Genomic DNA, 26,704 nt, shown 5'->3' with positions numbered 1-26,704 from the left:
AGTCGGGACAGCCTTCAGCTCTCACGCGCGGGATAGGTTGGAATTGTGGCCTTGGTCAACGACGCAGGAGCGCATTGATGGGCGTCTCGCCGTACTCGACGGGCGGCGGGGGCACGGTACTGGAACACCGCTACGCCGCGGTCCTTCTCTCTTCCTTGCTGACGCGCGGTTCGCTGGACGAGCTCGGGGACCCGGTGCTCGTACCGGTGGAGATCAAGCTGCAGGCGAGCCAGTTCAGCAAAGTCGACGACATCTTGATCACCGCCAGGCCGTCGCCTGGCGGCGAGGACTTCTCCGTCTGTATCGGCGTCCGCAGAGATCCTGAGATCGTGCCATCGAGCGAGGCGACAGTGGCATTGATCGGCAGCTTCCTGTGGGAGATTTCCGAACATTGGCAAGAGGTACAGCAAGGCCGCTACCGGTTGGTGCTCGCGGTCGCCGAGCGCAACGTCCACGCTCATGAGGTGGCCAGCCTGGCCCAGATCGCCGCCGGAAGAGGGCCGGATCAGTTTCGGGCCGAGGCTGCCCGCTCGGGTCCCACGAACGAGAAGGTACGAGCCCGCCTCTGCCAGCTCGACGAGGTGGTGACCGCAGCGGCCACGGCACGTGGCCTTGACACCACCATCGTGTCCGCCAAAGAGCTGACCTGGCGTCTGCTGTCCGCTCTGAGGGTTCAGCACATCCGCCTGGAGGGCGGTGACGAGCGGGATCGCACCCAGGCGGTCGACCGGCTGCGCGATGTAGCTGCTGAGGACTCCACGAGGGCGGCGGAAGAAGTGATGAGCCGGATTGAGCACCTTGTGGGTGACTGGGCTCCGACCGCTGCTCAGGTCACCGAAGCGATGTTGCGTCGGCACCTGGCCGCTCGACTCAAGCCGCGCTTCCTCTCGCTCGGCGGTAATCAGCAGCTGGCGGAAGTCGATCCTGACGCCTTGCTGCGGGGGCCGATTGCGCATCTCGGGCTGGCCGAGGACCTTAAGGAGGCTCAGGCCCTGGAGGAACGTGATCCCGCGGCCGCTGCTGTCCGTTTCGCGCGCGTTGCGGATGCGCTTGAGTCTTCGGCCTGGGTTCCGTTCGCGTTGGCTGTACGTCAGCAGCAGGCCAAGGCTCACCACAAAGCTGGGGAGCACACTGCCGGCGTGGCCGCTGGCGTGGCCGTGTTGGCCGCGGCTTTGCCTTCAGGTGAGGTGTGGCGTGCGGTGTCGGTTAGTCAGCGGCTGGCCACTGATCAGATCGAGGCGCCTGACGAACTGATCCGTGCGGCGAACGCCCTCGGCGATCTCGCGGCCTACGAGCACTTTCACCAGGTCACTCTTGATGAAGTGTGCGCCACGATTGACGCTCTCCGTGTCAGTGACCCGCACTGTGTGCTGGCCACTACCTGGTTTGCGGAGCACGCCACTGCAACCGGCCGACTGGACCTGTTGCGGCCGCGAGAGGAGGCTTTGTCCAGCCTCGCCGCTACTGCGACTCAGAGCGATGCGCTGTTGCAGGCGCGGCTGCGGGCATGTCTGGCTGATCTGGACCTCACTGGAACCGCGTGGACCACCCTTGCCCAATCCGCCCGGGCCGACTTCCCCCGGCCGATCACCGCGCTACTGCTGGCCCGCCATGGTCGTTTCTTGGCCACTCACGGGCAGGCGCAGAAAGCCCTCGACCGGTACGACGATGCCATTGAGCGCGCTGTCCAGTGCAGCAATCACCAGGATGCTGCGGCGTGGACCGAGGCCCACAACCTTGTCCGCATCCGCTATGGCCTGCAGGGTGACAAGATCGGTGAGGCGTATCCCACCGCGACTGCCCTACGGGCTGCTGGCTCTGGCAGTGCTCTGCCGCAGCCGTTCTCCGCCCGTGAGCGTGCCTTGGGCCGGGTGGCGAACCAGGCCCATCCAGCTGAGACCTTGCAGGCCCTCACCCAGTACCTCCGGCAGGCGACGGTCTCGGCTGCGTGGCTTGAGGAGCGTGAGGCCCACGAGATTCTCGGTCGTGTTCATCTTGACAACGGGGAGCCTGTTGCTGCCGTCAGCCATTTCATTTCCGCTGGCGCTGACAAAGCTCTCGAATCGCTCAGCGGTCGCCTTCCCGAGGAACCGCTCTCCCTCCAGGTTCCTGAGGATCTGCCCGACCAACCGCGATGGAGACGACACGGCACGTTCATCGCCGTGCAAGCCGCCGCCGACCTACTCCCGGACGACGACGCTCGCACCTGGGCCGACGCGGCTTTGACGGAGATTGCGGACGAACACCCCGTTCCTTTTGGAACCCGCAATCCGCGCCAGGCCGCCTTCGGCGCCTTCGCTAGGTTGGCTGACGCGTCGAGCACAGCGCAGGCCCAGCGCTTCCTCGACGTCACCTTCCGAACGCTGGACAGCCGCACACGCCGCCACCGCACCACCGATGAGGCGTACACCCAAGCACTCATTTGTATCGCTCAGCGGCACTCGGGCCTCCTCCAGGTAGAGGCCGTCGACCGGATTTGTCATGGCCTGCTGATTGATGCCTTCATGGCCAACACGGTGCTGGCGCAAGGGGAAGCGGCGCTCCGTCTCCAGCCGTCAGTGGTCAGCGAGCGCTGCACGATGGCGGCAAGCGGCAACGCGGACGCTGCGCAAGCCTTGATCTTGGCAGAAGCGCCGGCTGACGCAGGTCGGCCGTTGGCACGGGCGTTCCTCGACCGAGCCCTCGGCCGAAGCGGCAGCACGGATCCAGATCTCACCGCCACGCCGGCACAAGCGGCACTTCTGATCGGCCACCTTCTACAGTCGGCCGAGTGGCAGTCCTTCGCGAATGCCATGACCGCCCGCGTTCGTAGCCACGATCACACAGCCCATGAACGTCAAGACGCTCTTGATGCTCTCGCGGTCCTCGCCACCTACCTGGGCCCCGAACAGCGTGCACGCCCATTCGAAGCAGCCCTGGAGGCAGCCCGGGGCCGACTCGACGGCAGTGCTCAAGACGATCTGGCCAGTACGAGTTCCTATGACCGCTTCCAGCTGAACATGGGACTGACCACTCTTCGTTGTCACGGCCTGGCCACGGCAGCCCACCTAGCCAGCACCGATGCCGACGCTCAACGGATCATTGAACTCGCGCTTCCACTTCTCGCCCAGGCGGAAGGCTCAGCCGAACGCCTCACGGTGGAAGCGCTGGCCAAGCTGTCCCCCAAGCAGCATGTGTTGCTGCCCGCCGTGTTGGCCGGACACTCTGCAGAACGAGTTCGCGCCCTGGCAGCCCGCCTGTGGTGTACCACGGAACGGCCATCGCCAGCAGACCTTGGCGCTCGCCTGGCCGCCGATCCAAGTCCGCGCGTTCGCTGGGCACTTGCTGATAACCTCTCCCACCGGGAGAGCCATGCCGCCGTGCGCGAGATGCTGCGCGGGGACTGCCGTCGGTCGGTCCGCACTGCCGTCGCGGCGCTGGATTCTCGGTCCTCGCCGGGCGTATTGATCGAGTGATGGCATGTAGTCAGACCGCGGGTACCTGTGCCAGCCCGCGGAGTTACTTCTTCGAGCAACGCGACCCTGCCCGGAGTCCGGCTCCATTACTTCTCGCTGGTGAACCTGAGCGTCCCGGCGCCGCCCGCTCGTTGGAGACCGCTGACAAGGTCGTTGATGCATCCGCCCGCTATGGAAGGCGAGGCTGGAGCCGGTTTCTGTGGTCCCGGTCAGATGTAGCGGAAGAGACCAGCCAGCGCTGTGACCTGCAGCGATTGCCCATCACGGGGAGCTGACTTGGGAAAATGGCCTTTCGGGTGTTTCACGCCCGTGCCCGTTGATGCAGCCGGAAGTCCCAGAAAAGTCCCACGGGACTTCCACGGTCCGCGGCCACTCTTTCGGCTCTATGCAGCTTGTGCAGGCGCCACGCGATGCCGATCAGCCGTAGTCACCACAGCCGGAGCTCTCCTTCGGTTCTCCCGCGCGCCTACGGGCCGCTCTCCTGCCCTTGGCGGACCGCGCGGCCCGCCACCTCAGCCTGCGAGTCACACGGAACGATCCGTGTCGAGTGAACCCTCCCCGAACCCGCGCCCGGCGGCATACGCTGGCCAGCCAGTGCCGCCGTGATCACCGGGAGCCCCGGGAGACGCGGCGGGAGGAAGGACAGCAGGACCGGGGGCAGGCCGCCGCCCGTACGCAAGCACCGGGACAGCGCACCGACGCCACCCGGGAGAGCGCGTGCTGTGGCCGGGCAGGGCCGCGTCACCCGGCACGGGGAGGGCCATGAACCGCTGGGTCGGCATCGTGTCGCTGCGCGAGACCGCGCCGCCGACACCCGTGCACCGCATCGCGCTCGCCATCGACGCCGCGCGAAACCGGACGTCGTACCAACTGGCCGACCAGACGGTGCCGTACGCGCGGATGCGGTCGGCGCTGCGCACGCTCGGTCAGGAGCACGCGCGCCACCATGAGTGGGAGCGGTACGCGTACTGCATGGACCTGGCCGGCGACTTCTTCGACGGGGGCCACCCCCCAACGGGACTGCCCTGCTGGCTCACCAACGAACTCAAGGACCTCCTGGACGGCAGGTCCGGCACACCGCCGACCGGCGGGCGAAAGGTGCAGGAGGCCCCTCGGCGCACCGTCTCGCGTCCTGCCCACCAGCGCCCGACGTCCACCCGCCGGGGCCGGACCACACCGCCCGAAGTCGCCCGCCCGGCCCGGCCCGCGCGGTCAGCCCCGCCCGCGGCCGGGCAGCGTCCGTCGCCCAATCCGGTCCGGCCTTACTCCCGCGCCGAACGGCGACTCGACGTCCACGACGTCACCTACCCGGCGCTGTGCGAGCCGCCCGTGTCGCTGGTGGGCACTTACGGGCAACAGGTCTGCGAGGCCGTGGGGAAGGCCGTGCGCGGATGGGACGCCGACGCCGAGGTCACCGCCTGGCTCGGCATGGCCGCCGAACACCGCAGTCACCTCTACGAGAGCCACCACGCCGACCAGGTCACACCGCACGTGCTCGGCCTGCTCGACCGGCTCGGCGCCACCGCGCTCGACGTGATCCTGCTCGACGCTTACGTGCGACGGGCGACCCCTCGGAAGGCGGGCGAACAGTCGAGCGAACACGCCCGGCGACGCGCCGCCGCCGACCTCGCGCTCGGCGCCTGGGCCACCAAGCAGGGCCTGGTGCGCATGGGCGCGGGGGAGGCGCAGCAACCCGCCAGATCCGTCTTCGAAGGAGTGGCCCGGCAGATCCTCGGCGTGCTCAGCCTCTGTGGCGAGCACGAGATCGCCCGCAGACTGGTCGCCTCCGTGTGGCCCGACCTCGACCGCCCGTCCATGGAGACCGGAGCCGATCCCGTCACCCTGGCGGAAACGGCCTTCCGCAAGGAAGGACTGACCTACGACTACGACGAGGAAGGCCCAGACCACCGCAAGGTCTTCCGCGCCACCGTCCGCACCGGAACCGGCCGCACGGCGCAGGGCACCGGCCAGTCCAAGAAGGCGGCGCGGGCAGCGGCGGCACGAGCACTGCTCGACGCATACCCGCATGTGCCCGCCTCGGCGGGCGCCGAGCGGAAGGCAGCGCCCGCGACCCCGCCAGCCGCGTCGCCGCTGCCGTACGCGCAGCCGGGCAACCGGCACAGAGACGCCGTGAGCGACCTGGCGGCCATGTTCGAACTCGGCCATCGCGCGGACGCGCTCCTCGCCCAGGCCCTCACCCATGCCTCCTGGATCCACGAGAACCAGGCGGCGGTTACCGCCGCACGCCAGCGCGACAACCACCTCCTCGCCCACCACGGCTCGCACGTGGTGAACCACCTCGCCGCCCACATCCGCGTCCGCCAGGCCCTCGCACACAGCCTCACCCCCGACGAGGACGAGGCACGCATCCTTACCGTCTCTGACGACGACACCGCCAGGCTCGGTGCGACCCTCCAGCTCGCGGAAGGGATGCTGACGAGCCGCGGTGAGAGCGGACAGAGCCGCACAGCGGTGTCGGACGCCACCCAGGCGGTCGTCGCCGCGGCCTGGCGCATCCACGGGCCTCGGCTGCTCAGGCGCCGGCCCGCCATCCTCGACGACTGGCTCACCGGCCTGGAACACCAGCACGACCCGGTGACCATCCTTGCCACCATGGCCACCACATACGGCATCGACCACGAGTACACGTACGACGTCACGGGGCCAGACCACCTGAAGAGCTTCACCGCCACGATCAGGCTCCAGGACGCTCAGGGCCGGGTCCACCAGTGGACCGAGCGTCTGCCTGGAACCCCCGGAAAGCCGGAGGCGAAGAAGGCCACCGCCGAGGCCGTCCTCGACATACTCGCCACCCCCGTCAACGGTGCCGTCGACGATCTTTCCACCCCCGAACGGGACCTGCTCGTTTTCCTCCTGCGGGCCCAGCTCGATGGCCTGGGCCGGCCGACGGAACGGCAGCGCGCCCGGATGCTCGCCCGCGGCGACCTCGGCACCGACCTCCTCACCACCGGCGATACCGAGGCGTTTCTTGCCTGGGCAGAACGCATCCGCCTCCTGCTTGGGCCGGACGGCCCGGCCGTACCGGACGCGCTGCGCGAGCTTTACCGGAAGGTCCTGGACGACACGCGCATCGGGCCCGGCTCGCTCCTGCGCCGCATGGCCGCAGACCCCGGATCCGACGCCGCGAGCGTGGTCCGGCGAAACGCGGCGGACGCCGTACGGCGAGCGCTGAGCGGCGGGCCGCAGGCAGACTCGGTCCGCGACGTCGTGCAGGACTGGTGGCGCGACCAGGCCCCGGCCACCGGCGTCACGGTCCGCGATGACATGCGTCAGGAGGTCTTCCGCCCGCTTCCCGTTCACCTCGGCGCGCTGGACGAAGCCCTGACGTGGTGCGGCGAAGCCGCCGAGGCGGCCGACACCCGCATCGACGTCGAGCTGACGGTTCAGGACGGCACGCTGCACGTCTGGCTCGGCCTTGACAAGGTGGACGTCCGGGCGGCATGCGACGCTTTCGCCCGCCTGCTGTCCCACGCCCTTCCGTTCACCGACTGCCTCGTCGGTGACGACCATGTGCTGCTGCGCCTGCACGGCGATCTTGAGACGGCTCCCCTCCATCCCCTGGCCACAGCGGGCATGGATGCCTACGTCTCCGTGCCGCTTGATCGGGGGAGGTTCCCCAGGGAAGTCACCAACGGGCCAATAGGAGCACAGGACGTGCAGCCGTACTCCTGAGCACGCTCCGCGAGCCCGCCACTCGGCGACCGAACTCGCCGAGCCTTGGTCCAAGCGCGCACCACGATCAACCCGCAGTACTGACCCATCGCCCCGGAGCGTGTCGTGACAGCATTCGCCGACGAGGAAGACACCCGCAAGGTCCAGACTGCCGTCATCGGGCGGGCCGGATCCGACACGCCCGTCTTCCTCCCGTACGACCACGACGAGTTCGACCTCTTCATGCGAGGCCGCTCACGCGACGACTTCTACTGCGGCACCCTCCTCGGGGGCTGCGGCAAGAAGCTCAGCGCCAAGCGCTACACCGAGAAGAAGTGCCACTTCGCGCACCGCCCGCCCGTCCACTGCCGTCGCACCGCGAACGGCGAGTCCAGCGCCGACCACCTCTACATCGGCCAAGCCCTGACCCGATGGCTCGCCCAGCAGAACCGCCGGGAGGCCAAGGCTTCGTACCGGACCGTCGGGGACAGGCCGGGCGGGACTGTGGACTTCCGACTGTCCGGCGGGCGGCACCTCATACGCGTACAGATGGCCCGGCTGGGGCTGCACCCGTGGCGACAGGAGGCGGAGGACCTCGCCAGGCGCGCCGACCGCGTCGAGTGGCTCTTCGGCCCGGACAGCATGCTGGCCTACGACCGGGTGGAATCCCACGGGTATGCGATCCGTGTCGAGTGCCGGACGGTCGGTGTCACGCGTGAGGTGTGGATCGGCACCCAGCTGCCCGGCAACACCGTCGAATGGAGCACGCTGGAGGAGTGCTCCCTGACCTCGCAGGGGATCGTCACCCCGAGCCTGGTGCCTACCGGCCAGGGCATCGTGCCGCGTGGGTCGGCCGAAGCGACCGCATCCACCACGCCCCCGCTGTTCTTCCAGCTGGCCGATGACACCGTGGCGTTCACCGGGGCCGTGCTGAGGACCGACGTGCACTCGCCCACGGGCACACCGGGGGCCGTCTACGACGCGGACATCCAGCCTCTGGGCTCGGCTGTCACCCGGGCCCGCATCGTGCTTCCTCGCGCTTCGACGCCACCCAACCCTTCGAGGGTGTACCTCCTGCGGGAGCGGGTGACCCTGGCGCCGGCCGCGGGTACCACGACGGACACGCCTGAGTGGCTTCTCACCGCAGCTCAAACGCGACGCCTCGACGCCCGGGAGGCGGCAGCCTGGAACGGCCTCAAGCCAGCCCAGCCGGTGCCTGCAGGCACCATCCGCCCGCTCGAGCCGCACGCGCTTTCGCGTCCAGGGTTCGACGACCGAGACATCGTGGCTTCCTTCCGGAAGACCCTGGAGCAGACCGCCCGCATACACGGCCGGATTACATGGGCCGAGCTCGTCGGTTCTGCGAAGGCGAAGCCCCAGCAGTTCACCTCGGAGCACCGGCTCAAGCTCCTCACAGCGCTCGATTTCCCTCGCGCCCAGGACAAGCCGGTACTGTCCTCCCTCCTCAGGACGGAGAACGGTGAGGTCCCGTCCTTCTTTGCCGCTCTACTTGCCGGGCTCGGCTGGGCATCCAGCCTTCCAGAGAACCAGGTTCGCCGTATCAACGAGATGGAACGGCGGCGCGCCTACGAACTCTTCGGCGACGGCCCCGTCACCGCCTCGCCCGTCTCCCAGGCAGCCCCCCGGCTCCAGCCACAGCAGCCAAGCAGCCGGTCACAGGCCGCAGCCGGACTGATCTCGCCGGCAGGTCTGCCGACGCTCCAGCTCATGCTCGCCGTACGCGAGCACCTCAAGGCGCGAGCGAGGAATGGAGCTGACGACATCACGTGGCGGGAGCTCTCGGCGAACACTGGTTTCGACTTCGCGGCGCTCTCGGACGAGCGGCGCGCCAACATCCTGTTCCGTGTGGACGAGCCCCTCAGGGACCACGACCTCATGTACGCGGCACTTGTCGTGACAGACGACGGCAAGCCGCTGCCGTACTTCCCTGCGATCCTCCAGCGTCATGGGCGCCCAGTCCCGGGCCTCCAGAGCGAGGCCCATCAGGCCAGGCGGCTGGAGGCGGGCCGCATCCGCGACGCGTACGCGAGCAGCGCCGGCCGGTCGAGGAGCACGGAAACGGAACCCGCCGAAGCCACGGCCTCCGCCGCGATGTCCCAAGTCTCTCCCCGCCCCGAACCCTCCGCCGCAGCGGCCCCCGCTCCCGCTGGGCGCCCTCTCGATGCTTCTACGGCGGCGGTTGTTGGAACACTTGCAGGGCTGCGATGGCGCTTCGACCACGCCCGGCAAGCCGGCGACCTCACCGAGGCCAAACGCGTCTGGCAGGCGGCGGGCAAACTGTACGGTACGAAGCTGTCTGCCGAGCAGCAGGCCGAGTATCGCCCCCACCTGCGCGACATGAGCGAGTGGGTGCACGAGCGCGAGAACGACAACGTCCAGGTGGACCTTCGTCGGCTGCTCGACGACCTCATGCGGCGACGGGGGCCCGCTGCCCGCGACGCTGTTCGTGACGGCCTTGCCCGTGCGAAGGAACTCAAGAGGAAGCACCACGGCAAGCTCCCTCAGGACCTCCAGGACGCACACCACGTCTGCGAGGAGCGACTCGCCCAGCTGCTTGCTCTGTCGTCTAGTGATGACGCCAGTACTTCTACTTCGGAGGTGGAGGCCGATCCTCGGCCCCGACAGGATCGAGGACTTCGACACCGCGTGACGAGGAACCGGAACAGCGGTGGGTAGTCGATGGAGTCCACAACGCATCGCGGGCGCCATGCCCATACTGTGTGGCTCAGGCTGACCATCCCCCACGGCGGTTGCAGCGCTCGGCAGTACCAAATCGGAGCGCAGGTGGTGAAGAAGCTGGAGGCGACCGGGCACGAGGCCGGTATCGCTCTCTCAGCCCACGGGTACCGACGTGGTCGTGTGGCAGGCTCTGGAGCTCGTTCCCGCCACCGGTTCATGGAGGCCATGGACGCGGTTCCGTACTGGACCACCCGGCAGCAGGCTTGAGGTACGAAAGCTCTGCGACTGGTCGGTCCGCTCGTCAACCAAAAAGCCCTGGCACTATCACCCGAAGGGTCAGTTCATTGCGCGGCCGACTGTAGCGGACCTCTAACCCGAATGTGTCGTAGAGCCGCCGTTGGACATCCTCTGGAACCAGCGCAAGGTCGACGTCGAGGGGCGACAGCGGATCCGGCAGAGTCTCTTCTGCGGCACGTGCCACTAACTTCTGCACGCGCGGATGAGCCAACTCATCGGTGAGCTGTGTGCGCTGTCGGCAGAGCGCGGCGTGCTCCCGGCGGATCGCGTGACGGAACTGCTTCTCCTCGTCCGGATTGAGATCCCCTTCCGCGTCACTGTGGCCGGAGCCGTCGGCTAGTGAGCGAGTGAGACGGGCCTGGCGCTGGTTGGTGTCTGTGATGGCACACTCCGGTACCGCTCGCTCCACGGCGACGCGGTTCCCAATGTTGTTGGGGGACCGAGTGGCATCAAGCGCGACTCTGCGGTGGCGTAGCTCAGGGCCGAAAATGGTCTTAGAGAAGAAGCCTGAAATCGACGCGATCAAGATCTCTTCGCGGATCCAGATACTCTTGGGGTGGTCGAGAAACCACGGCGTGTCACGATGTTCATTCGGGTCTGGCTGGCACGCGTAGTACGAGATCTCATGGCGGGTCTTGCCGAACATACGGCGGTCACAGATGTCGCAGGTTACGTACGACCGCAGGACGTAGGAGCGTTTGGTGGCCCGGTGAGCGCTGGCTCCGCTCGTGGTGCGTGATCCCTGGCGGCTGCGGCCCACCATGGAGACCGTGTCGAACAGCTCCTTGGTGACAAGAGGTTCGTGAGTGGGTCGCAACGACCAAACCCAGTCCCTGGGGTCGTTGTTACGGCCGCCCTTCTTCGTCGCCCGACGGTTCCAAACCTGATAGCCCGTGTATTTGGGGTTGCGCAGAATCTCTCGTACAGCGGATCCGCTCCAGCGGCCCAGGGCTGCATTGGGGCGGGTCGGCTCCGGAGGCGGGTAGGTGACGAGGTCCAGGTTTAGACGGTCGGCGATCGCATCGTAGCCGAGCTTGTCCAGCCCACGAAGCTGGAAGATGTGCGTGACTGTTGAAGCTCGGGGTGGGTCGGGGACGAGCCGGTGTTTGGTACGGCCCTCGGATCGGCGAGCCGGGACGGGGTGGGGCACCTTCTCTGCCAGGTATCCGTAGGGAGGCTTGCCGACGTTCCAGCCCTGGGAGATGTGTTCGATGAATCCGTCCCAGGACAGCTCCAGCATCTGCAGCACGTACCACTCTGAGACGGCCTGCTTCACGCGGCGGGTGAGCGTGGGCGTAGCCCGTTTCGCCTTTGAGCCGGTGACGATCGGCTCATCAGCGGCGCACAGGGCGACTCCGGCCTGCTCCAGCTCGTACTCGATCTTTGTGCCGAAGTATGTGCGACGTGCGACGCGCTCGATCGACTCGCAGATGACGGCAGCGAAGCGACGGTCAGGGCGTTGGGCCTCCTCGAGGAGATCGGTGAGGCTGCCGTCGCGCGGGATGGGGATCTTGAAGTCCTGGTGGGCCAGGGAGTTGCCTCGCTCGTGCAGTTCCTTGCGGCCGGACTCGACGTCGTAGAAGTGGGCGACGATCAGCCAGCCGGCTGGCAGAGCGGCTCTGGCGTTGCGCAGCTGTCGGGGCAGCGACAACGTGGGGTCCTGGGCGTCCTCCGTGGAGGTTCGACCGAGCCAGGCAACCGGGACAGTCACTGGAGGCGCCGCAGCGTCCGGGACGTCGGTGGCCCAGGGGCGGCCGGGTACCGGAGGTGCCCAGGACGACCGGGGGGCAGGTGGGGTGACTGTCATGTGGTGTCCCTCTCCGCGCGGGAAGGCGTAGGGCTGGCCGTTTCGGTCTGTCCGCCTTCCGCTGGGGCACTGTGGCAGGCGTAGAACCACTTCAGCACCTCGCGGATCGCGGCATCTTGACGTTGAGTCAGCGCCTGAGCGTCCTCGCCGTCAACAACGACGTATTCCACGAACACTCGCGGACCTCCGGCGGGGCAGGGCCTTTCCGGGGCGACGCTGACGGTTGCCGTCGATGGAGGCTCAGCCTCGGCCGTGTCGTCAAGGATGCCGTCCGACGTGTCGGCTAGAAGACGCGAGAGCTGATTCACGGTCGCTCCGGTGAATACGGGGGCCCGGCCCTACTCTGATGGTGAGCAGATAGTAGAAATTCCACGCGGCACATTGTCGCGGTCTCAACGGCCGCAAGAACTCCCCTGAAGACAATCCCGCGCCCCAGTCACAGATAATCTCGGAATCTCGAATGTGTCGTCTCACGCAAGCTCTCCAGGACACTCCCGGGCCAACTCGACACGCCGAAGAAGATCACGCGAATTGACCGAATAAAGTCACACGAAGGGTGGGGAGACCACCAGAACGGGTTTGCCTCAACCTCTGCCGTCGTAGGGGGCGTCGGCCACCACGTGGTTGCCGTCGACGTAGGCAGACAAGCCGATGTTGCGATCCCTCGGCCGCATGCCAGGCGCCGGCCTCGCCTCTCTCTGGGCCGGCGTTGCCGTCATTCCGCCTGTTCGAAAGGAATCTGAAGGCTCCCGCATCCCCGGACACCGGTGAGCGTGACGGATTCGCTGGTGCGGACCGACAGCTTCCGCAGCGGGTCCAGAATGATCCGCACTGTTGTCGGTATGCCTGCCCCGCGCTGCAGCCCGGACACTACGACGAGAAAGAAGTTGCTCTCGGTGGCGGCCCGTTCGAATTCGTGCGGGGTCAAGGAGACGGAATCCTCCTCCGCCCCCAGGAATGACTTCACTTCGTAGAAGCGATTCAACTCGTCCACCGAGTCCGCCCCGACGCCGCGCTGGGCCCGCAGGTCCCGCAATTCCTCGGAGTCCCGTGCCAGAGCCGCCCGTACCAGGGCCAGGGCGGCGCCTTCCTGCTCTTGCGGGGTGAACATTTTCACTCCGCTCCGCTGCTGAGGAACTGCTGAACTTGAGCTTGGGCGGGAGAGCGAGGGACGGCCTGAGCTGCTGGAGGTTCTAGAGCCTGAGGCATCGGATCGCGACCGGTCGTTCTGAGGGACGATAGAGGAGTCCGTGAACACCGGGCGTAGCTCGGTGGGGTCGACGAGGTGCCGTTCTTTGAACTGCCCCCGGGCGTGCACAGGCCGGGAGACTTGGGCGTCTGCGGGGCGTTTTCCGGGCCTGGCGTCGCCGGGCGTTCTGGCCCGCGCTTTTTTGTGGCGTTCGTGGATCTCACCGTGGAAGGCGGCCAGCCGTTGTTGCTCTTCCGCGTCGGCTGCTTCGTTGAGGGCGCTGATGCGGTCCTCCGCCCGGGTGATGTCGATCGCGGACAGGCCGGCCTCGGCGCGTTCCCAGGCTGCCACCCATGCGTAGGCCACTTCCCGTCGTCGGGCCCGGAAGCGGCCTGCGAGAGTCCGGCCGGCGTGGGAGAAGCGTGCGAGCGCCGAGGTAGATCGGACATACATGACGCCCTGTCCCCTGTCGATTGCTGTTTCGATGGGGAAGTGGATCAGAGGGGCCGGTCCGGGCAGCGTGACCGTGCACGTCAGGCCGGGTTCGACACAGACGAGGAGACTGGCCAGCTCTTCCCAGGTGCAGGTGAGTTCGCGCGCCGTGCCGGGATCGTTGCGTTGGAGGTCCTCGCGGAGGTGGGCCACGGCTGCCGCGAGGCGGGCCGTGGCGTGTGAGTCAGGGAGGGGGCGCCCAGTAACGTGCGGGGCGGTGTCGTCGGGGCCGACGACGGTGACGCCGAGCCGGTCGATGAGCCCGCGGAAGTGCTCCATCTCCGCCCCGGGGCGCCACACTGCGGCGTCGCTCCCGCTTTCGGCAAGGGCGGCGCCCAGCAAGGCGGCGACCGCCTCGTCCTCCACGGCGTACACAGGACGACGGCTCGTCCAGCCGCGGCTCGTCCATAGCGGCAGCCGCCGAAGCGGCCTGCCCTTCAGCGCTTCCGGATTGCTGGATGCCAGGCTCTCGAGGAACTGCAGGCTCTGAAGCAGGACCGTCTGCGTCTCCGCGTCCGGTTCCTTCCGCTTAGCCTCGGGACTGGACGGCACCAGTTCCCGGATGACGGCGATGGCATCGTCTGCGCCGGGCTCCGGCACGCCTAGCATTTGCCACAGTGCCTCCCCGCCGGTGAAGTGGGGAGCGAAGGGACGGAGTCGGCCGAACAGCGGTGTGCCGCGCAGGCACGCGTTCGGAGTCTTCCATCCCGCGTCGGTGAGGACGAGTCCGTCCCCTTGAGTGAAGGCACGTCGGAGGTCGTCGCGGGACAGGTTGCCTGCAGGGGCACGCGAGGGAACCGTCTTGGCGGCCAAGGCGCGGTAGAGCAGCAGGGCACCGGATGCGTCGCGACCTCCGCCTTCCCGTTCCGTGTCTCGCAGTCGGCGCAGCCGACCCACGATGTCGGCGGTGGTGGGTTCACCGCCGACGCCGAGGGCCTTCAGCACGTCTACGCGACGGCCGACAGCGGACTGGATCTCCGGGTGCAGGAGCCCGTCCGCCTCCGCGCCATACACCACGGCAGTCGCCTCGGTCCGTCGGCGCAGGACCGATGGCGCCATAGGGTTCCCGCTCTCACTGTCGAGCCACGGGATCTCCTTCAGGCGCCAGAGCCAGAACCCGGGAACAGTATCCACGGAATACCAGGAGCGGTAGGCGTAGGCGGCCGTGACCGACTCATGTTCCGCGTACCGCTTGGCCCAGGTCCTGCCGAGCACATGGATGAGGGCGATGGCCCGCTGACGTCGCACCGTTCCGTCCGCCTCGTCGGCGATCGCGTGTGCAACGGCGTCCAGATCGGGCGTTTCCCGATCGTTCAGGGTGTACTCAGCGCCGAGCGCATTCATCTTCGCGATGCGGCTCTTCGGTGAACCCGGCGCGTGAACGGGCACTTCCCGGCGATTGAGCCGCTTCTCACGGTGGCGGTGCAGCTGGATTCGGGGTGCCGAATCGGCTCCCAGCAGCCGGAGAAAGCTGAGGGGGCTCAAACCGGCGCCGGTCCCGCGCAGAACGTCGCTGTAGCGCCGGCGCAGCCATGTGAGGCTCGGGGTGTTCCCCGCGGCGTAGGCGAAGCTCTCAGTGCGGTCGACGCGGTCGATGCCTGCTGGCAGGTACGACTTCGCCGGAGACTCCCACACGTTGCGTCGGCCGCCGTCGGAGTCATATCTGAGGGCTTGGAGTGCGACGGCCATGCCCACGTCGCCGCCGAGCCGGGAGCGGTCGGGAGCGTCGAGCCGGGCGAAGGCGTCCTGGAGGTTGCGCAGTTGCTCGTCGGTGAGCTGCAAGGCTGGTGCGTCCTTACGGGCCTTGCCGTAACTCGCCAGACGCCGCAGGGCGGTGAGCTCGTCCCCGTCCGTCAGCAGAGCATCGCGTTTGGCTAACCACTCTCGTACGCGGGTGGGGGAAGGGGAGTCGGCAAGGAAGGCCGGATGCAGGACGTGGGCGAAGCCGAGGCTCTCCGCGAGGTTGCCGGGGCGGTCGGCGAAGATCCGCAGTTCACTGGATTCCGGGGGCCGGTGCCGGGCGCCACTCTCGTCCGCCAGCCAGGCGAAGGAGGACAGCCGGTGGTCTGCCCACCCGGATGCCACCCCCACGGCGGCCAGCTCGATGGTGCTTTCCAGGGAGCGGCCCTCATCCCCCAGGAGCTCCAGGGCGTCCCACACGTCGACGGACACCGGCTTGACTGCACCGTGGTCCGCCCAGTCCTTGAGGACTTGGCGGTAGCGGCCTGCCGAGTCCCGCGCGGCGTAAGGGAGAGCCGGGTGCTCGGTGAGCCGCTCGATCTCAGCTTCGGTCAGAACACTGGTGAGTTCAGCGGCTTCAAGGGCTAGGTCCTCAAGCGCCTGGGGTTCCTGACAGGAAACGTCGACCCGTAGACGCGCAGAGACCTGCAGACGGGCCCGCTCCAGCAGTGCCGCTTCCAGCGCGTCGACGACCTCGGCTTGCTCTTGCCGGCTTGTCTTCTGTGGGAGAGGGACCATCTGCCAGGACGACGCTGGGACGAGCCGGAACTGTTCGGTTACCGCTGCCGCCCACAGATCTGCCAAGCGTGGTACGAGCGCCTTGTTCCAGGCGGTGGCTTGGAGCCCTTGCCGGCTCGGGGTGGGATCGAACGCGGCGTGTACACGGACGGGTAGAGCGAGAGGGGTCACGGGGAGCCGGACGTGGACGTGCCCAGATCGGGCTTCGCTGACGGGCGCGGCGGTGGCCACAGGTTCCAACGGAAGGGCCACGGCCAGGGGAGTGGTGTCTCCGAAAGCCTTCGCCGCAGGCTCGAGGCCCGGCGGTGACACCACGACAGCATGGCAGACCCGCCAGCGCACGCCGACGGGATCGCGTACATCCTCCACCTCGACCGATACGCATTGCCCCGCGACTTCGGCGGTGAACTGCTTGGCGGCCTCTCGTCGCAGCGCAAGACGCCGCACAGTCCGGCCGTGGGTGTCGAGGTGGATCACCGCGGCGACATGACGAAGGAAGAGCAGTGCCTCGTTTCCCCAGGAGGCCAGCCATTCGTCCACGTCGGATGCGGTGAGCGGCTCCTCGGTGAGCGGGACACGGAAGACCGTCCATTCGTCGCCGCCCAGCTCAGGGGGAAGAAGACACGCTGGGGCCAGGCTCAGACCAGATTCGCTGATCCGTAGACGGTAGTGGCCGCTGTGCACCTCGATTGTCGACGAGAGGTGGAAAAGAGTCATGAGACCGATGCCGAAACGCCCGATGGCCTCCGCGTCCTCGGCTTTGCTCGTCAGCCACGGCATCGACAGCGGAATGACGTCTGTCAACACGACCGGTTTGCCATTGTGGGCCACCAGCAGGGTCGCCTCACGTACCTGGATCCGTACCTCGGTCGCTCCGAGGTCCTCCGCATTCTGCACGACCTCCGACAGCCCCTGGAGACGATCCGTGGATACCCCTTTCGCCGCGCGTCGGGCCCCGATCGCCAAGTCCTGCATCACACCTGTTTCGGTGGGCAGCTCAGCCAAGCGCTTGATGGCTGCATGGACCGCTTCCGGCGTCGTTGGCTCGGGCACGTTCGGCCCGGGCGCGCACGTCTTCTTGAACAGCCGCTCCGCCCACTCGGCGGCTTCCTTCTCGTTGGCCGTCCACCGTGCCATGACCCTTCCCCCACCCGTTGTCGCTCCTGCCCCGGCCATCGATTCTCTCCTCCGGGCAGACGTACCGGAGCCGTTGTTCAGAACAAGCCGAGGCTCCTGCGTCTGCCCGCCGCAGCAGACCAAGCTCCTCGTCTACCTCAAGGCCGGCCCGAAGTCGGTCGACCTCGTACCCGGCTTCACTCGGGACGTGACGGAGGTCGGTCACCACGGCACGGGGTGACCTGGAGCTGCAGTTGCGTACGGAGCGGAACCTGGAGCGCGCAGGACCTGTTCCGCCTCAGCTACGCCGCGGCGTAGAGACCTCTTCTGCCGGAGGCATGCCACACGCATACGCATCTGGAGTTGTGGGTTGTCGTCTTGGTGGTGCCCTTCGACGCGGCGGACAGGGAATGGCGGTGCACCAATAGTCCGGACGATCCCAGGTTTCGCTAACCGGGGATCGTGCGCTTTGTGTCGCCCTGCCTGTCTAGCCTGGGTGGGTCTGGCATGTTCCTGATGCGCTCACCCTTGAGGGTGATTCGAGCAGCGAGCAATCCCTGCTACCACCAAGCGGATCTTTGACGATGTGTGGTCCGTGGGCAGCTGGGTGGTGCAGCTCACCGTGAGCCGGGTCCTCCGGAGCGGGTCTCACGTAAGGTTTGGTGCTGTCGCATGCTGGCCCGTCCGTGGAATCAGGGGACGCCGATGACGCAGCAACTTTGGGGCAGCCAGAGGCATCGGACCGCCATCGGCCGTGTCGGCCTCTCGCTACCGGCCCGTCGTGCAGTTGGCGACCTCCAGTTGAAACCAGACACAGGCGTACTGGACTACGGGTGCGGACGCGGTGGGGATGTACGGGCACTGCAGAACCTCGGTCTTGATGCCGTGGGCTGGGACCCGGTGCATTTCCCCGATGGGCGGCGTGAGGCTGCCGAGGTGGTCCTCCTCACTTATGTCCTGAACGTCATCGAGAATCCCGTCGAACGACGAGACACGCTCCTCCACGCCTGGGAACTCACCAAATCCGTGCTCGTGGTATCCGCACGGTTGAGGTGGGAGCGCAACCAGATCAAAGGCACCGAGTACGGCGACGGCATCCTCACTCAGCGCCGCACATTCCAGCACCTCTACGCCGCCGGCGAGCTGCGCGACTACGTAGAGGAAGCAACCGGCGTCCGCTGCGTCTCGGCGGCGCCGGGCATCGTCTACGCCTTCAAGGACGATGCGGCCCGCCTGAGCTATCTCGCCCGCCAGGTCGCCCCTGACGGGGGATGGCTGGCTTCAGAGGACACCGCCTCGGCGATCACCTCGGTTGTCGCTCATCTCGAGCAGCGGGGCCGGATGCCGCAGCTTGAGGAAATGCCGCAGTCCATCATCAGCCTGCTCGGCCACCTGCGCCCCGCTGAATTGAAGCGCCTTGCCGAGCAGGAAGCCGACCCGGTGAAGGTGGAGCGGAGCGCCGAACGAGGAGCCCTCGACACGCTGCTATTCCTCGCGCTGGAGTTGTTCCATGGCCGAGGCCCCGTGAGCAGTCTGCCCCTGCCGGTTCAACTGGACATCCGTGCTTTCTTTCCCTCATACACCGAGGCGTGCCAGCGAGCCGATCGGCTGCTGTTCAAGCTGCGCGACGACGCCTACGTCCGTCGCGCGATGAACGGATCGATCGCCGGTAAATTCACCGCGACCGCCTTGTACGTGCACCGCCGGGCACTCCACCGGATCCCGGCCGTACTGCGCCTGTACGAGCAGTGCGCGAGCATCGCTGCTGGCCGCCCTGGCGAGTGGTCCGTCGTCAAGCTCCGTCACCAGGGCCGCGGTGTTAGCTGGCTCGACTACCCCGAGTTCGACACGGATCCCCACCCGCGTATCGCGGCCTCGTACGCCGTCGACCTGAAGACCCTCAAGTCCTCCTTCACCTCGTACGCGGACTCCACCAACCGTCCCCTTCTCCACCGTAAGCACGAATTCCTTGCCGAGGACGATCCCGACGCACCCAAGTACCGGAGGCTCACGGAGACCGAGGTTCGCGCTGGCCTCTACGAGAGCCCGCACCTGATCGGCACCGAAGAGGGCTGGGAGAGGGAACTCGTACGCTGCGGGCGGGAGTTGCGCGGCCACCGGCTCGTACGCCGCACCACTAGCACCTGAGCGTCGCACCGCAGCCCGGCGCCGGAGCGATTGTCAGTGCTGTGTGCCACGCTCCACCCTATGACCACTACCCGGATGGAGGGCTCCTGCCTGCCCTCATACCGCACCTTGTCAATGCTCGCGTTGTCCGAGCCCGAGGATCACGTCCGTGAACTCACCGACTGGGTGGAGCATGCCTCCGCCGTCACCGGAGTCCCCGGGGCGCAGGACGTCTGGGATACGGCCTACAAGTGGCTGCGGCTCGCCCAGGGCCTGCGCACGGTGACGTTCGACATGTCGTACGACGACGGTGGCATGTGCTCGGCGGGCCTCGACTTCGACGCCATCTGGACCGAGATGATGGAGGAGTGGCAGCAGCACCAGGTTCGTCTCAGCTACCTGCGCGCGGCACTTGAAGGATTTGTTCGGCTGCTGCACCCGGACGCCACGGAGCCGTGGATGGCCGTTGAGGCCGCCGAACGGCGGCTGCATCACCACGCCGAGGAATGGCCCGTCCATGCTCACGCGGTCGCCGACCATCTGGGGACGCATGCCCCGGATGGCGTGCCGGGTGCCAGCACGCCGGTGGCGGCAGCGGTGGCCCAGGTGATTGCCTTGCACGAGATGGTCGTCCGGGGTCGTGCCGTCATCCCTGAGCCGGACAGCGATGCGGACGGGAACGTCTTTCCCACCGGGCACGCCGAGGTTTGCGCGCTGAGGGAAGCCTCCACGGTGCTGTTGCTGGGGATCCAACTGCTGATGGCGGCAGCGGTGCAGGAGGACCGCGTCGCCGTCTTCGATGACAAGTACCTTCTCGACGGCATGTGGATTCCCGACCCCTCGGGCAGCCGCTGGGTGGACGAAGAGATGCCCTACGGCGAGTACCTCGCCGTCCTCCACCTTCAGCCCGGTGAGCCGCCCGAGCTCTGATCTGTCACCGGCAGCGCCCTGCGGCGGCCACGTCGGACGACAGGGACAAATGACGGGTGGGGTCCGAAGCCATGACTTTCGGGCCCCACCCATCGCGGCCTGCTCGGCACGTATCAGGTCATGCACCAGCCGGAGTCGCAAGCCCCCTCATCCTCATCGACGTCATCTACCCCCGGGCTCTGGTGAGGGATGGCCTGAGTGAGCGGGACGCCGTACCTCGTGAGATACACGGCATCCCGCCCCAGTGCGGCCCGTCGACGGTTGATCGTCTCCTCCAGCCGGACCGACTGAGCGAACAACTCGGGCTCGTGCCGGCGCTGGTGGCGCCAGGCGTCGACGGTGCGGAAGGGGCAGAAGAAGCAGGAGCTCTTGGGCGGTACCGGCAGGCCGGCCTCGGCGATGATGCGCTCGCAGTCGTCCCGGCGCAGCCCGAGGTCGAGCAGTGGGTACTCGATGACCTCGTGGGCTTCCCTCCGCCGGCGGTTGGCGCGATGGATTTCGTCGAGCGATATGCCGATGCCGACCGCCGCCGGGGCCTCCGCGGTGGCGCCATGCTCCCGGAGCCACCGTCCGACCACCTTGATCTTGAAGTCGGCTGTGCAGTTGCGGCGGCCAGGAGCACCGTTGGCCATGCGGACCGGGATGGGGATCGACCGGGTGTCCGGCCGGTTCAGCCGCTGCATGAGCGTTTCCGCGGCCCCATCGCGTCGGCGCCGCCTGAGCTCGTGGACAGCCAGTCCCGCATTTGCGGCGTACGGGATGGCGATCTCGCGAACGTAGGTGAGTGTTGCCGGGTGCTCGCTGTCTTCGCCGACGTTGGCGAAGAGGAAGGTGTGGAAGTCGATCTCTCCACGGGCCGCCAGCACTAGCAGCGCCGTTGATTGCACGCCGCCTCCGTAGGAGACGACCTTCATCGGGTTGTCGTTCGGCTCGCAGAAGGCGGCCTGTGGGTCGGTGTCGGTTGAGTCGGCGGTATGGGCGCCGCTGGTGCTCTGCAAGATCGACATGTGAGAGAGAGTATGGATAACCCTGACGCTCATCAAGTATTTCTCTCGCAGCTGTCGGCGAACGTGGGCGCAGCCAAGTGGCGTTGGACGTTCGGGTCGTTAGTTGGAGAGGGTCAGTTGAGTCAGGTCTGAGGCTTGATCACGACGGAGTAGCCCTGGGTTAGTACCGATTCCAGGAACTCCACGGCGGTGGCCTGCTCGTCGCTCGTGAAGGTTCGTTCTGCTGGCGCCACCGCCTTTGGCGGGCGCACGGCGGGGTTGCCTGACCTGCGGCCGCGAGGCTTCTGTGGGGCACGCTGTCCTGCGCGGAGCAGGGCGATTTCGGCGAGGACGACGGATCGCTGCCGCTGATACGCATCCGCGATGATCGTTTCCAAGAGCCAGAGCGGAGAGCCAGAGAGAACGAGGTCTGGCTCGGCGATACGTCGACGGTTACGCCACCGGGAGACGGCCTGGGCGTCTCGACCTAGGACGCGAGCCACCTCCTGGATGCCGATGATCACAGGTAGTTGTTCATCTTCCCGCGGGACGTAGGCGTGGGAGATGGCGGCTTTGTAGGCGTCGAGCTGCCGCTCATCAACCTGCCGGTCTCCGACACCGTCCAACCTCAACACCGTCGTCAGCAACCAGTACGGCTTACCAGAAGCGACTAGGTCGGGCTCGGGAAGCGTGCCCTCCGTACGCCACTTCTGAGATGTCTGGCGTTCGATTTGGAAGAGAGAAGCGATCTCAGCATGCCCGAGCAGGTAGGGGACCCGCGCTTGAGCCATGAGAACCTTCCCGCACGTGAGTTCCTGCCTTTGAGACCGCCAAGTGGGGCGCTGCCGCCACAGCTGGCTATCCGAACAGATCCTAGGCGAGTCCGCGGTTCAGGTTGGCGGGTCCGACAGCGGCTCGCCGCCGACCAGATGCGGGTGCGGGCCGGCCTCGGTACCGAGGCCGGCGTCACGTCAGGCGAGTGGTTAGGACAGTTCTTGTCCGTGCCTGATTTCCCATGTTCCGACGTCGGTGTAGAAGCGGCCGAAGTGTCGCAGCCACGCGGCGATGGTTTCAGTCGCTCTCTTGGCCTGCTCACCGGTCAAGCCCGCCTGCTCCTGCAGTGCGTGCTGCAGCTCGACGTTGGTCAGACGATCACCCTGCACCAGCGTTTGGAGGGCGGGAATTTGGCGCAGGCGGCTTTCGACCCAGTCCGTGAACTCGGCCTCGGTCAAACCCGCCGGTACGCCCAGGAACGCAAGGTCACGGAGGATGGCTGCTTCCACGGATCGCCCGAATTGGGCCCTTCCGCAGTAGTACGGGTACACAGTCTCCGGACGTCGCGTGACCGGGTACCAGCCCTGCTGTGCTTCCTCTCGTGGCTGGTCGGAGGCAGCAGGGCGATGGGCCTTCAGCAGCTCTGCTTGTTGTCTCACCAGGGCGGCCATGTGGGGCGTCGCCTCGATCGCACGAGCCTCGATCTCACGGAGCACTCGGGAGACTTCGGGATGCGCTGCGGACGCCTCGACCAGGATCTCGATATTCGGGTTCGGGACCCGCCCGGTGGCCTTGCCTGTCAGGTTGGCCGACCCGATCAGGCAGCGTTCGCCGGTGAGGTAGAGCTTGGCGTGCAGGCTCGGGCACAGGGCAACGCGCAGTCGCTTGTCGTCCTCCGCGAGGGTAATGATCTCGGGGTCCGAGACCCCCGCCGCCACCTCCTCGGGGATCCACCGCGTGATGCAGTTGATGGTCTCCACTGAGTCGGGGACGGCGGTGAGGGCGGCTGCCAGCACTTCGCGCTTGATGAAGGGCGCCACAAGGGTTACGCGTCCATGGGCGCCCGCCATCAGTTCTTCGATCTGCCGCCAAATGTGGGCGGGCTCGGTCACGCGTCGCCGGCCTTTCCATCCACGAAGTCACGGGCGTACCGGCCCCACTCCCGACGCGCGTCCGCAATGCGTTCGCGCTCGCGGTCGGGGTAGGTCTCGTCCTCCATGCGCGCCCAGGAGAAGAGCAGCAGCTTGAAGGTCTCGGCAGCCTGGTTAAGCCGGTCACGCAGTTCGTCCGCGTCCGCATCTTCCGGGACGTCTTCGAGGACGGTGATCAGCTGAGAGTGCAGGGGGTGCTTCTCGTTGAAGATCACCTGCAGCATGCCGGCCATGAGGTCGATGCTGAAGAAGGCGGAGGTGTCCTGGAAGCTGGAGATCCAACGTGCGCGGAGGTCCTTCTCCAGGGCCTCCTCGACCATGGACTGCGCGGTGTCCTCGTCCAGGTGGTGCCTCTGGGTGAGGGCATCAACCTGTTCCTGTCGCTTGGCCTCGGGGGTAGCGCCTTCGTCCAGCTCGTCGGTCTTGCCGGTGTAGCCCTCCTCGCTGCGGCGCTTGACAGCGTCCGTGGCCTTGGAAGCGACGTCGTCGTCGTGCCGCTTCTTGGTCTTGCGGGTACCTACCGTCTGCTGTTTCAGCTGCCGCCGGATGGCCGGCAGGAGCTTCTCCTCCAGGTAGAGCACGAGGTCGATGAGAGGAAGACGCGGATCGCCGAGTTCGGCAAGGCGCTCCTTGAAGCCCTTGAAGGACTCGCCGGCCTCGGCGTGGGCCTTCCAGTCGAAGTGGGCCAGGGACGAGAAGACGGTGGCGCTCTGCTTGTTGTTCGTCACGCCGAAGATGGGGTCGAGCTCCGGCGGGAACTCCACCTCGACGCCCCACCACCGTTCCGTCGGGTTGTAGCCGATAGCCCAGGACGAGTCGAGATCCAGCTCTCTGCCCTGCCGCACGAGCGAGATACCGACGTTGCGGCTGGCGTGCTTGCCCCACGGGAGGGTGCCGGGGTCGGAGGTGCGGCTGATGCCGTCAGGCCACGGGTGGCCTTCGACGTCGGCACGGCGGGCTTCCGGGCGAGCGATGGAGGCTCGGACCGTGATGTTGTGCTTCTTGCCCTCGTGGATCACGGGGAAGTGCGTCACGCCAGGTTCGGACTCGCTGCCCATGGAGAAGGGCATGAACATCGGCTTGTCCGAGAACGGCTCCGGGGTGGAGGTATGAGCCATCAGGTAGAGCGGGTCGTTGGGTACGGCGTAATACTCCCCGTCCGTAACCTTGCCATCTCGGACGGGAGCCATCCGGATGTCGACGCGTCCATCGTGGAGGTAGTGCCGGTAGACGCGGCCAATCAGATCAGCGGTGTTCTTCAGGGTGGCAGCGGCTCCGTACCAGTTCACCTTGTCGAGGTCGGTCCAGACGACGAGCGTGCCGGCGTCGCTGAGCCCCTCGCTCAGATCCCGCCACTCGTCCGGCAGCGGGTCGTGCGTGGGCTCGGGAACGTCATCGATCGACCCTTCTTCGATCTCTTTGAGGTCGAGATGAGTGTGCATCGCGTTCCCCGGGCCGTTGGTCCAGGACCAGACGTCCAGCCGGGTGCACTGGGACATGCTGGAGTTGGGCAGCCCCATGCCGAAACGGCCGATGCGGCCGGGGTCGGCGCCTTGACCGTCGCCGTACTTCAGTGCCCGCCGCAGCTGCGGGGGCTCCATGCCGTGGCCGTTGTCGAGGACGGCGATGGTCTCTACGCGGTGGCTGGTCCGGGTGCCGACCTTTACCGGCTTCTCGCAGGCGAAGACCTCCACGAGCGTGGCCTTGGCGTCGATGCTGTTGTCGATCAGTTCGGCAAGGGCGTAGGCCGTGTTCTTGTAGCCGCTGTCCCGCATGGCCTTGACGGTCAGCGAAGGGCTGACGATCCGGTAGTTGCTGCCGTCGCTGGTCACGCTGTCTCCCATACGTCTTCCCAGTTGGTAAATGCCTCTGCCACGTCGCCGAACCCGGGGAGCTCCGGGTTGACGACGGTGACGATCTCGCAGGTGGGGGTGCCGCCGGCCTTGGGGCCGCGGATGACTCGACCAACCATCTGGCTATAGAGCACCAGAGACTTGGTCGGACGGGCGATCACTGCCGCACTGGCGGCTGGGGCGTCGAAACCGGTCGTCAGGACGCCGAAATTACACAGAACCATGGGGCGCCGGCCGGACCCCTTGAATCGAGCGATGACCTGGCTGCGGTGCCGAGGGGAGGACTCGCCGGTCACGAACTCAGCATCGATGCCTGCCGCCGACAGCACGGCCGCGATCAACCGGCAGTGGTCGACGGACGCTGCGAACACCAAAATCCGTCGGTGCTGCTCCAGCAGCTCCATGATCGTCTGGACAACCTTCAGGTTCCACTGCTCGTCCCCCGCGAGCTGGGCCATCATCGCGGCCGGGATGTCGAACGACCGTGCAAGGAGCTGCTGATCGCGGGCCGACAGGTGTACGCCCGGCTCGGAGGCCACAGTCCGCATGAGCGGCTTTGCCAGGTACCCCTGTTCGATCAAGGCCGTCACAGGGTTGGTGTAGCCCTCGATCTCCAGCATGACCTTCTGCCGGGAGAAGTAGTCGGAGAGCTCCTCGTCCTTGGAGATGTCGGCCCATGTACGTCCAGGGGTGGCCGTCAGCCCAAGGAGGCTCGCATCGTGACGGATCGTCAGCTCGTCGACGACTCTCTGGAAGGTGGGAGCGATGATCTGATGCGCCTCGTCGAACACGGTCAGAGTGCTGCGGGCCGCGAGGGTGGCCAGAAACTGTGGGTTCGACTTCGCTGTCGAGACGGCCTTCTCCAGGCCGAGAACGACTAGACCGTCGGTCATGCCTGCGAGTTCCACCGGGGCGTTGCCCCATGCTCTGAGAACGGGGAGCGGACGATCACCAACTTTGGCCCAGGCGCGCTCGAACTCGGCGGCGGCCTGCTCCAGCAGTTCCTGCCCGTGTGCCAGCCACACCACCACGGTGGGTTCATGCTGCCGCAGGTGATCACAGATCAGGCTCATGCCCGTCCGGGTCTTGCCGACGCCGGTGGGCAGGTGGAGCACTGTCCGCCGCGTGCCGTCGTACAGCAGTTCCTTGACCCGGGCTGCCGCGTGTCGCTGATGCGGGAACAACCCGTACTCAGGGGCCGCCTCCTGCTTGAACGCCGGCGGGAGGGACGGCACTCGATCGATCGTGAAGCCCAAGAACTCCAAGAGCTCTCGCCGCTCGTCCGCCGTCCACTTCAGGCTCCGCAGGTAGTCCAGTGGGGCCTGATCATCACCTACGGAGCCAAGCCGCTGCGCCAGCTCGGCCTGCTTGGGGCCCGGAATCATGGCGATGAGCGCGGAGCGTTCGACCTCGTCAGTGACCAGGCGCTCGGCGTCGATGGCGATCGGAGCCACGGCACGCAGACGGTCATCTGCCGCCGCGCCTCCCTCGATCAGATCGAGCAGGGCGCACAGCTGCTCGCCCAGATGTGCACGGATGTACGACATGGGCGCATCGGCCAGAAGAGCCCGGAAGGACATCCCCGGTGACCACGTCGTCACGGCATCACCTGCCCGATGCGTTGCGGGCAAGAGCCCGCACACGCGTCGGTCAGCACTGTCGTCATGAACCCACCCC

At 67.0% G+C, this 26,704-nt stretch carries 12 protein-coding genes and 1 pseudogene; 6 read left to right on the top strand and 7 right to left on the bottom strand.

The window, feature by feature from the left end:
• Window positions 1-77 precede the first annotated feature (77 nt).
• From ABB07_RS09535 to ABB07_RS09525, 3 genes are all read left to right on the top strand, one after another.
• Window positions 78-3,455 carry a hypothetical protein gene (locus tag ABB07_RS09535; RefSeq protein WP_208898304.1) on the top strand — a complete coding sequence of 1,126 codons (3,378 nt, stop codon included), beginning with the start codon at window positions 78-80 and terminating at the stop codon, window positions 3,453-3,455.
• 762 nt (window positions 3,456-4,217) lie between these two features.
• Window positions 4,218-7,148, top strand: a complete 2,931-nt coding sequence (locus tag ABB07_RS09530) for a putative dsRNA-binding protein (RefSeq protein WP_208898303.1) — start codon at window positions 4,218-4,220, stop codon at window positions 7,146-7,148.
• Between the two features lie 105 nt (window positions 7,149-7,253).
• Window positions 7,254-9,824 carry a competence protein CoiA family protein gene (locus ABB07_RS09525; RefSeq protein WP_208898302.1) on the top strand — a complete coding sequence of 857 codons (2,571 nt, stop codon included), beginning with the start codon at window positions 7,254-7,256 and terminating at the stop codon, window positions 9,822-9,824.
• Between the two features lie 304 nt (window positions 9,825-10,128).
• Here ABB07_RS09525 and ABB07_RS40695 read toward each other — a convergent pair whose 3' ends face one another.
• Together ABB07_RS40695 and ABB07_RS09515 are read right to left on the bottom strand one after the other, a co-directional pair.
• A complete protein-coding gene (locus ABB07_RS40695) occupies window positions 10,129-11,775 on the bottom strand; it encodes a recombinase family protein (RefSeq protein ID WP_244189302.1) in 1,647 nt (548 codons plus the stop codon).
• Window positions 11,776-12,646: 871 nt separating this feature from the next.
• Window positions 12,647-17,227: a sacsin N-terminal ATP-binding-like domain-containing protein gene (locus ABB07_RS09515; RefSeq protein ID WP_244189301.1), complete on the bottom strand. Its 4,581-nt coding sequence runs from the start codon at window positions 17,225-17,227 to the stop codon at window positions 12,647-12,649.
• A 94-nt stretch (window positions 17,228-17,321) separates the two neighbouring features.
• Between ABB07_RS09515 and ABB07_RS40690 the strand changes: the two are divergent.
• From ABB07_RS40690 to ABB07_RS09505, 3 genes and pseudogenes are all read left to right on the top strand, one after another.
• Window positions 17,322-17,524 (top strand): annotated as a pseudogene (locus ABB07_RS40690) (transporter); the annotation flags it as partial.
• Between the two features lie 387 nt (window positions 17,525-17,911).
• Window positions 17,912-19,354, top strand: a complete 1,443-nt coding sequence (locus tag ABB07_RS09510; RefSeq protein WP_208898300.1) for a DNA phosphorothioation-associated putative methyltransferase — start codon at window positions 17,912-17,914, stop codon at window positions 19,352-19,354.
• 60 nt (window positions 19,355-19,414) lie between these two features.
• A complete protein-coding gene (locus ABB07_RS09505; RefSeq protein ID WP_208898299.1) occupies window positions 19,415-20,263 on the top strand; it encodes a hypothetical protein in 849 nt (282 codons plus the stop codon).
• A gap of 113 nt (window positions 20,264-20,376) precedes the next feature.
• Here the strand turns inward: ABB07_RS09505 and ABB07_RS09500 are convergent, their stop codons facing one another.
• From ABB07_RS09500 to ABB07_RS09480, 5 genes are all read right to left on the bottom strand, one after another.
• The gene (locus ABB07_RS09500; protein ID WP_208903369.1) at window positions 20,377-21,177 is read right to left on the bottom strand and encodes an adenine nucleotide alpha hydrolase family protein; all 801 of its coding nucleotides are present in this window, start codon (window positions 21,175-21,177) and stop codon (window positions 20,377-20,379) included.
• Between the two features lie 215 nt (window positions 21,178-21,392).
• Window positions 21,393-22,040 carry a hypothetical protein gene (locus tag ABB07_RS09495; protein ID WP_208898298.1) on the bottom strand — a complete coding sequence of 216 codons (648 nt, stop codon included), beginning with the start codon at window positions 22,038-22,040 and terminating at the stop codon, window positions 21,393-21,395.
• 192 nt (window positions 22,041-22,232) lie between these two features.
• Window positions 22,233-23,135 (bottom strand): phospholipase D family protein, encoded by a 903-nt coding sequence (locus tag ABB07_RS09490; RefSeq protein WP_208898297.1) that lies wholly within the window; start codon window positions 23,133-23,135, stop codon window positions 22,233-22,235.
• A complete protein-coding gene (locus ABB07_RS09485; protein ID WP_244189300.1) occupies window positions 23,132-25,006 on the bottom strand; it encodes an ATP-binding protein in 1,875 nt (624 codons plus the stop codon). The genes ABB07_RS09490 and ABB07_RS09485 overlap by 4 nt, the downstream gene beginning before the upstream one ends.
• Window positions 25,003-26,628 carry a DEAD/DEAH box helicase gene (locus tag ABB07_RS09480; RefSeq protein ID WP_244189299.1) on the bottom strand — a complete coding sequence of 542 codons (1,626 nt, stop codon included), beginning with the start codon at window positions 26,626-26,628 and terminating at the stop codon, window positions 25,003-25,005. The genes ABB07_RS09485 and ABB07_RS09480 overlap by 4 nt, the downstream gene beginning before the upstream one ends.
• Window positions 26,629-26,704 lie beyond the last annotated feature (76 nt).

The organism is Streptomyces incarnatus (assembly GCF_001027185.1).
Lineage (GTDB): Bacteria > Actinomycetota > Actinomycetes > Streptomycetales > Streptomycetaceae > Streptomyces > Streptomyces puniciscabiei.
The sequence above is the reverse complement of the archived record's forward strand: the minus strand, read 5'-3'. Positions and strand labels throughout refer to the sequence as shown.

Excerpts from the sequence above, each read along its gene's own strand:
- ABB07_RS09535 (WP_208898304.1), top strand. The coding sequence starts at position 78 with ATGGGCGTCTCGCCGTACTCGACGGGCGGCGGGGGCACGGTACTGGAA.
- ABB07_RS09530 (WP_208898303.1), top strand. The coding sequence starts at position 4,218 with ATGAACCGCTGGGTCGGCATCGTGTCGCTGCGCGAGACCGCGCCGCCG.
- ABB07_RS09515 (WP_244189301.1), bottom strand. The coding sequence starts at position 17,227 with ATGGCACGGTGGACGGCCAACGAGAAGGAAGCCGCCGAGTGGGCGGAG.
- ABB07_RS09510 (WP_208898300.1), top strand. The coding sequence starts at position 17,912 with ATGACGCAGCAACTTTGGGGCAGCCAGAGGCATCGGACCGCCATCGGC.
- ABB07_RS09505 (WP_208898299.1), top strand. The coding sequence starts at position 19,415 with ATGACCACTACCCGGATGGAGGGCTCCTGCCTGCCCTCATACCGCACC.
- ABB07_RS09500 (WP_208903369.1), bottom strand. The coding sequence starts at position 21,177 with ATGAAGGTCGTCTCCTACGGAGGCGGCGTGCAATCAACGGCGCTGCTA.
- ABB07_RS09495 (WP_208898298.1), bottom strand. The coding sequence starts at position 22,040 with ATGGCTCAAGCGCGGGTCCCCTACCTGCTCGGGCATGCTGAGATCGCT.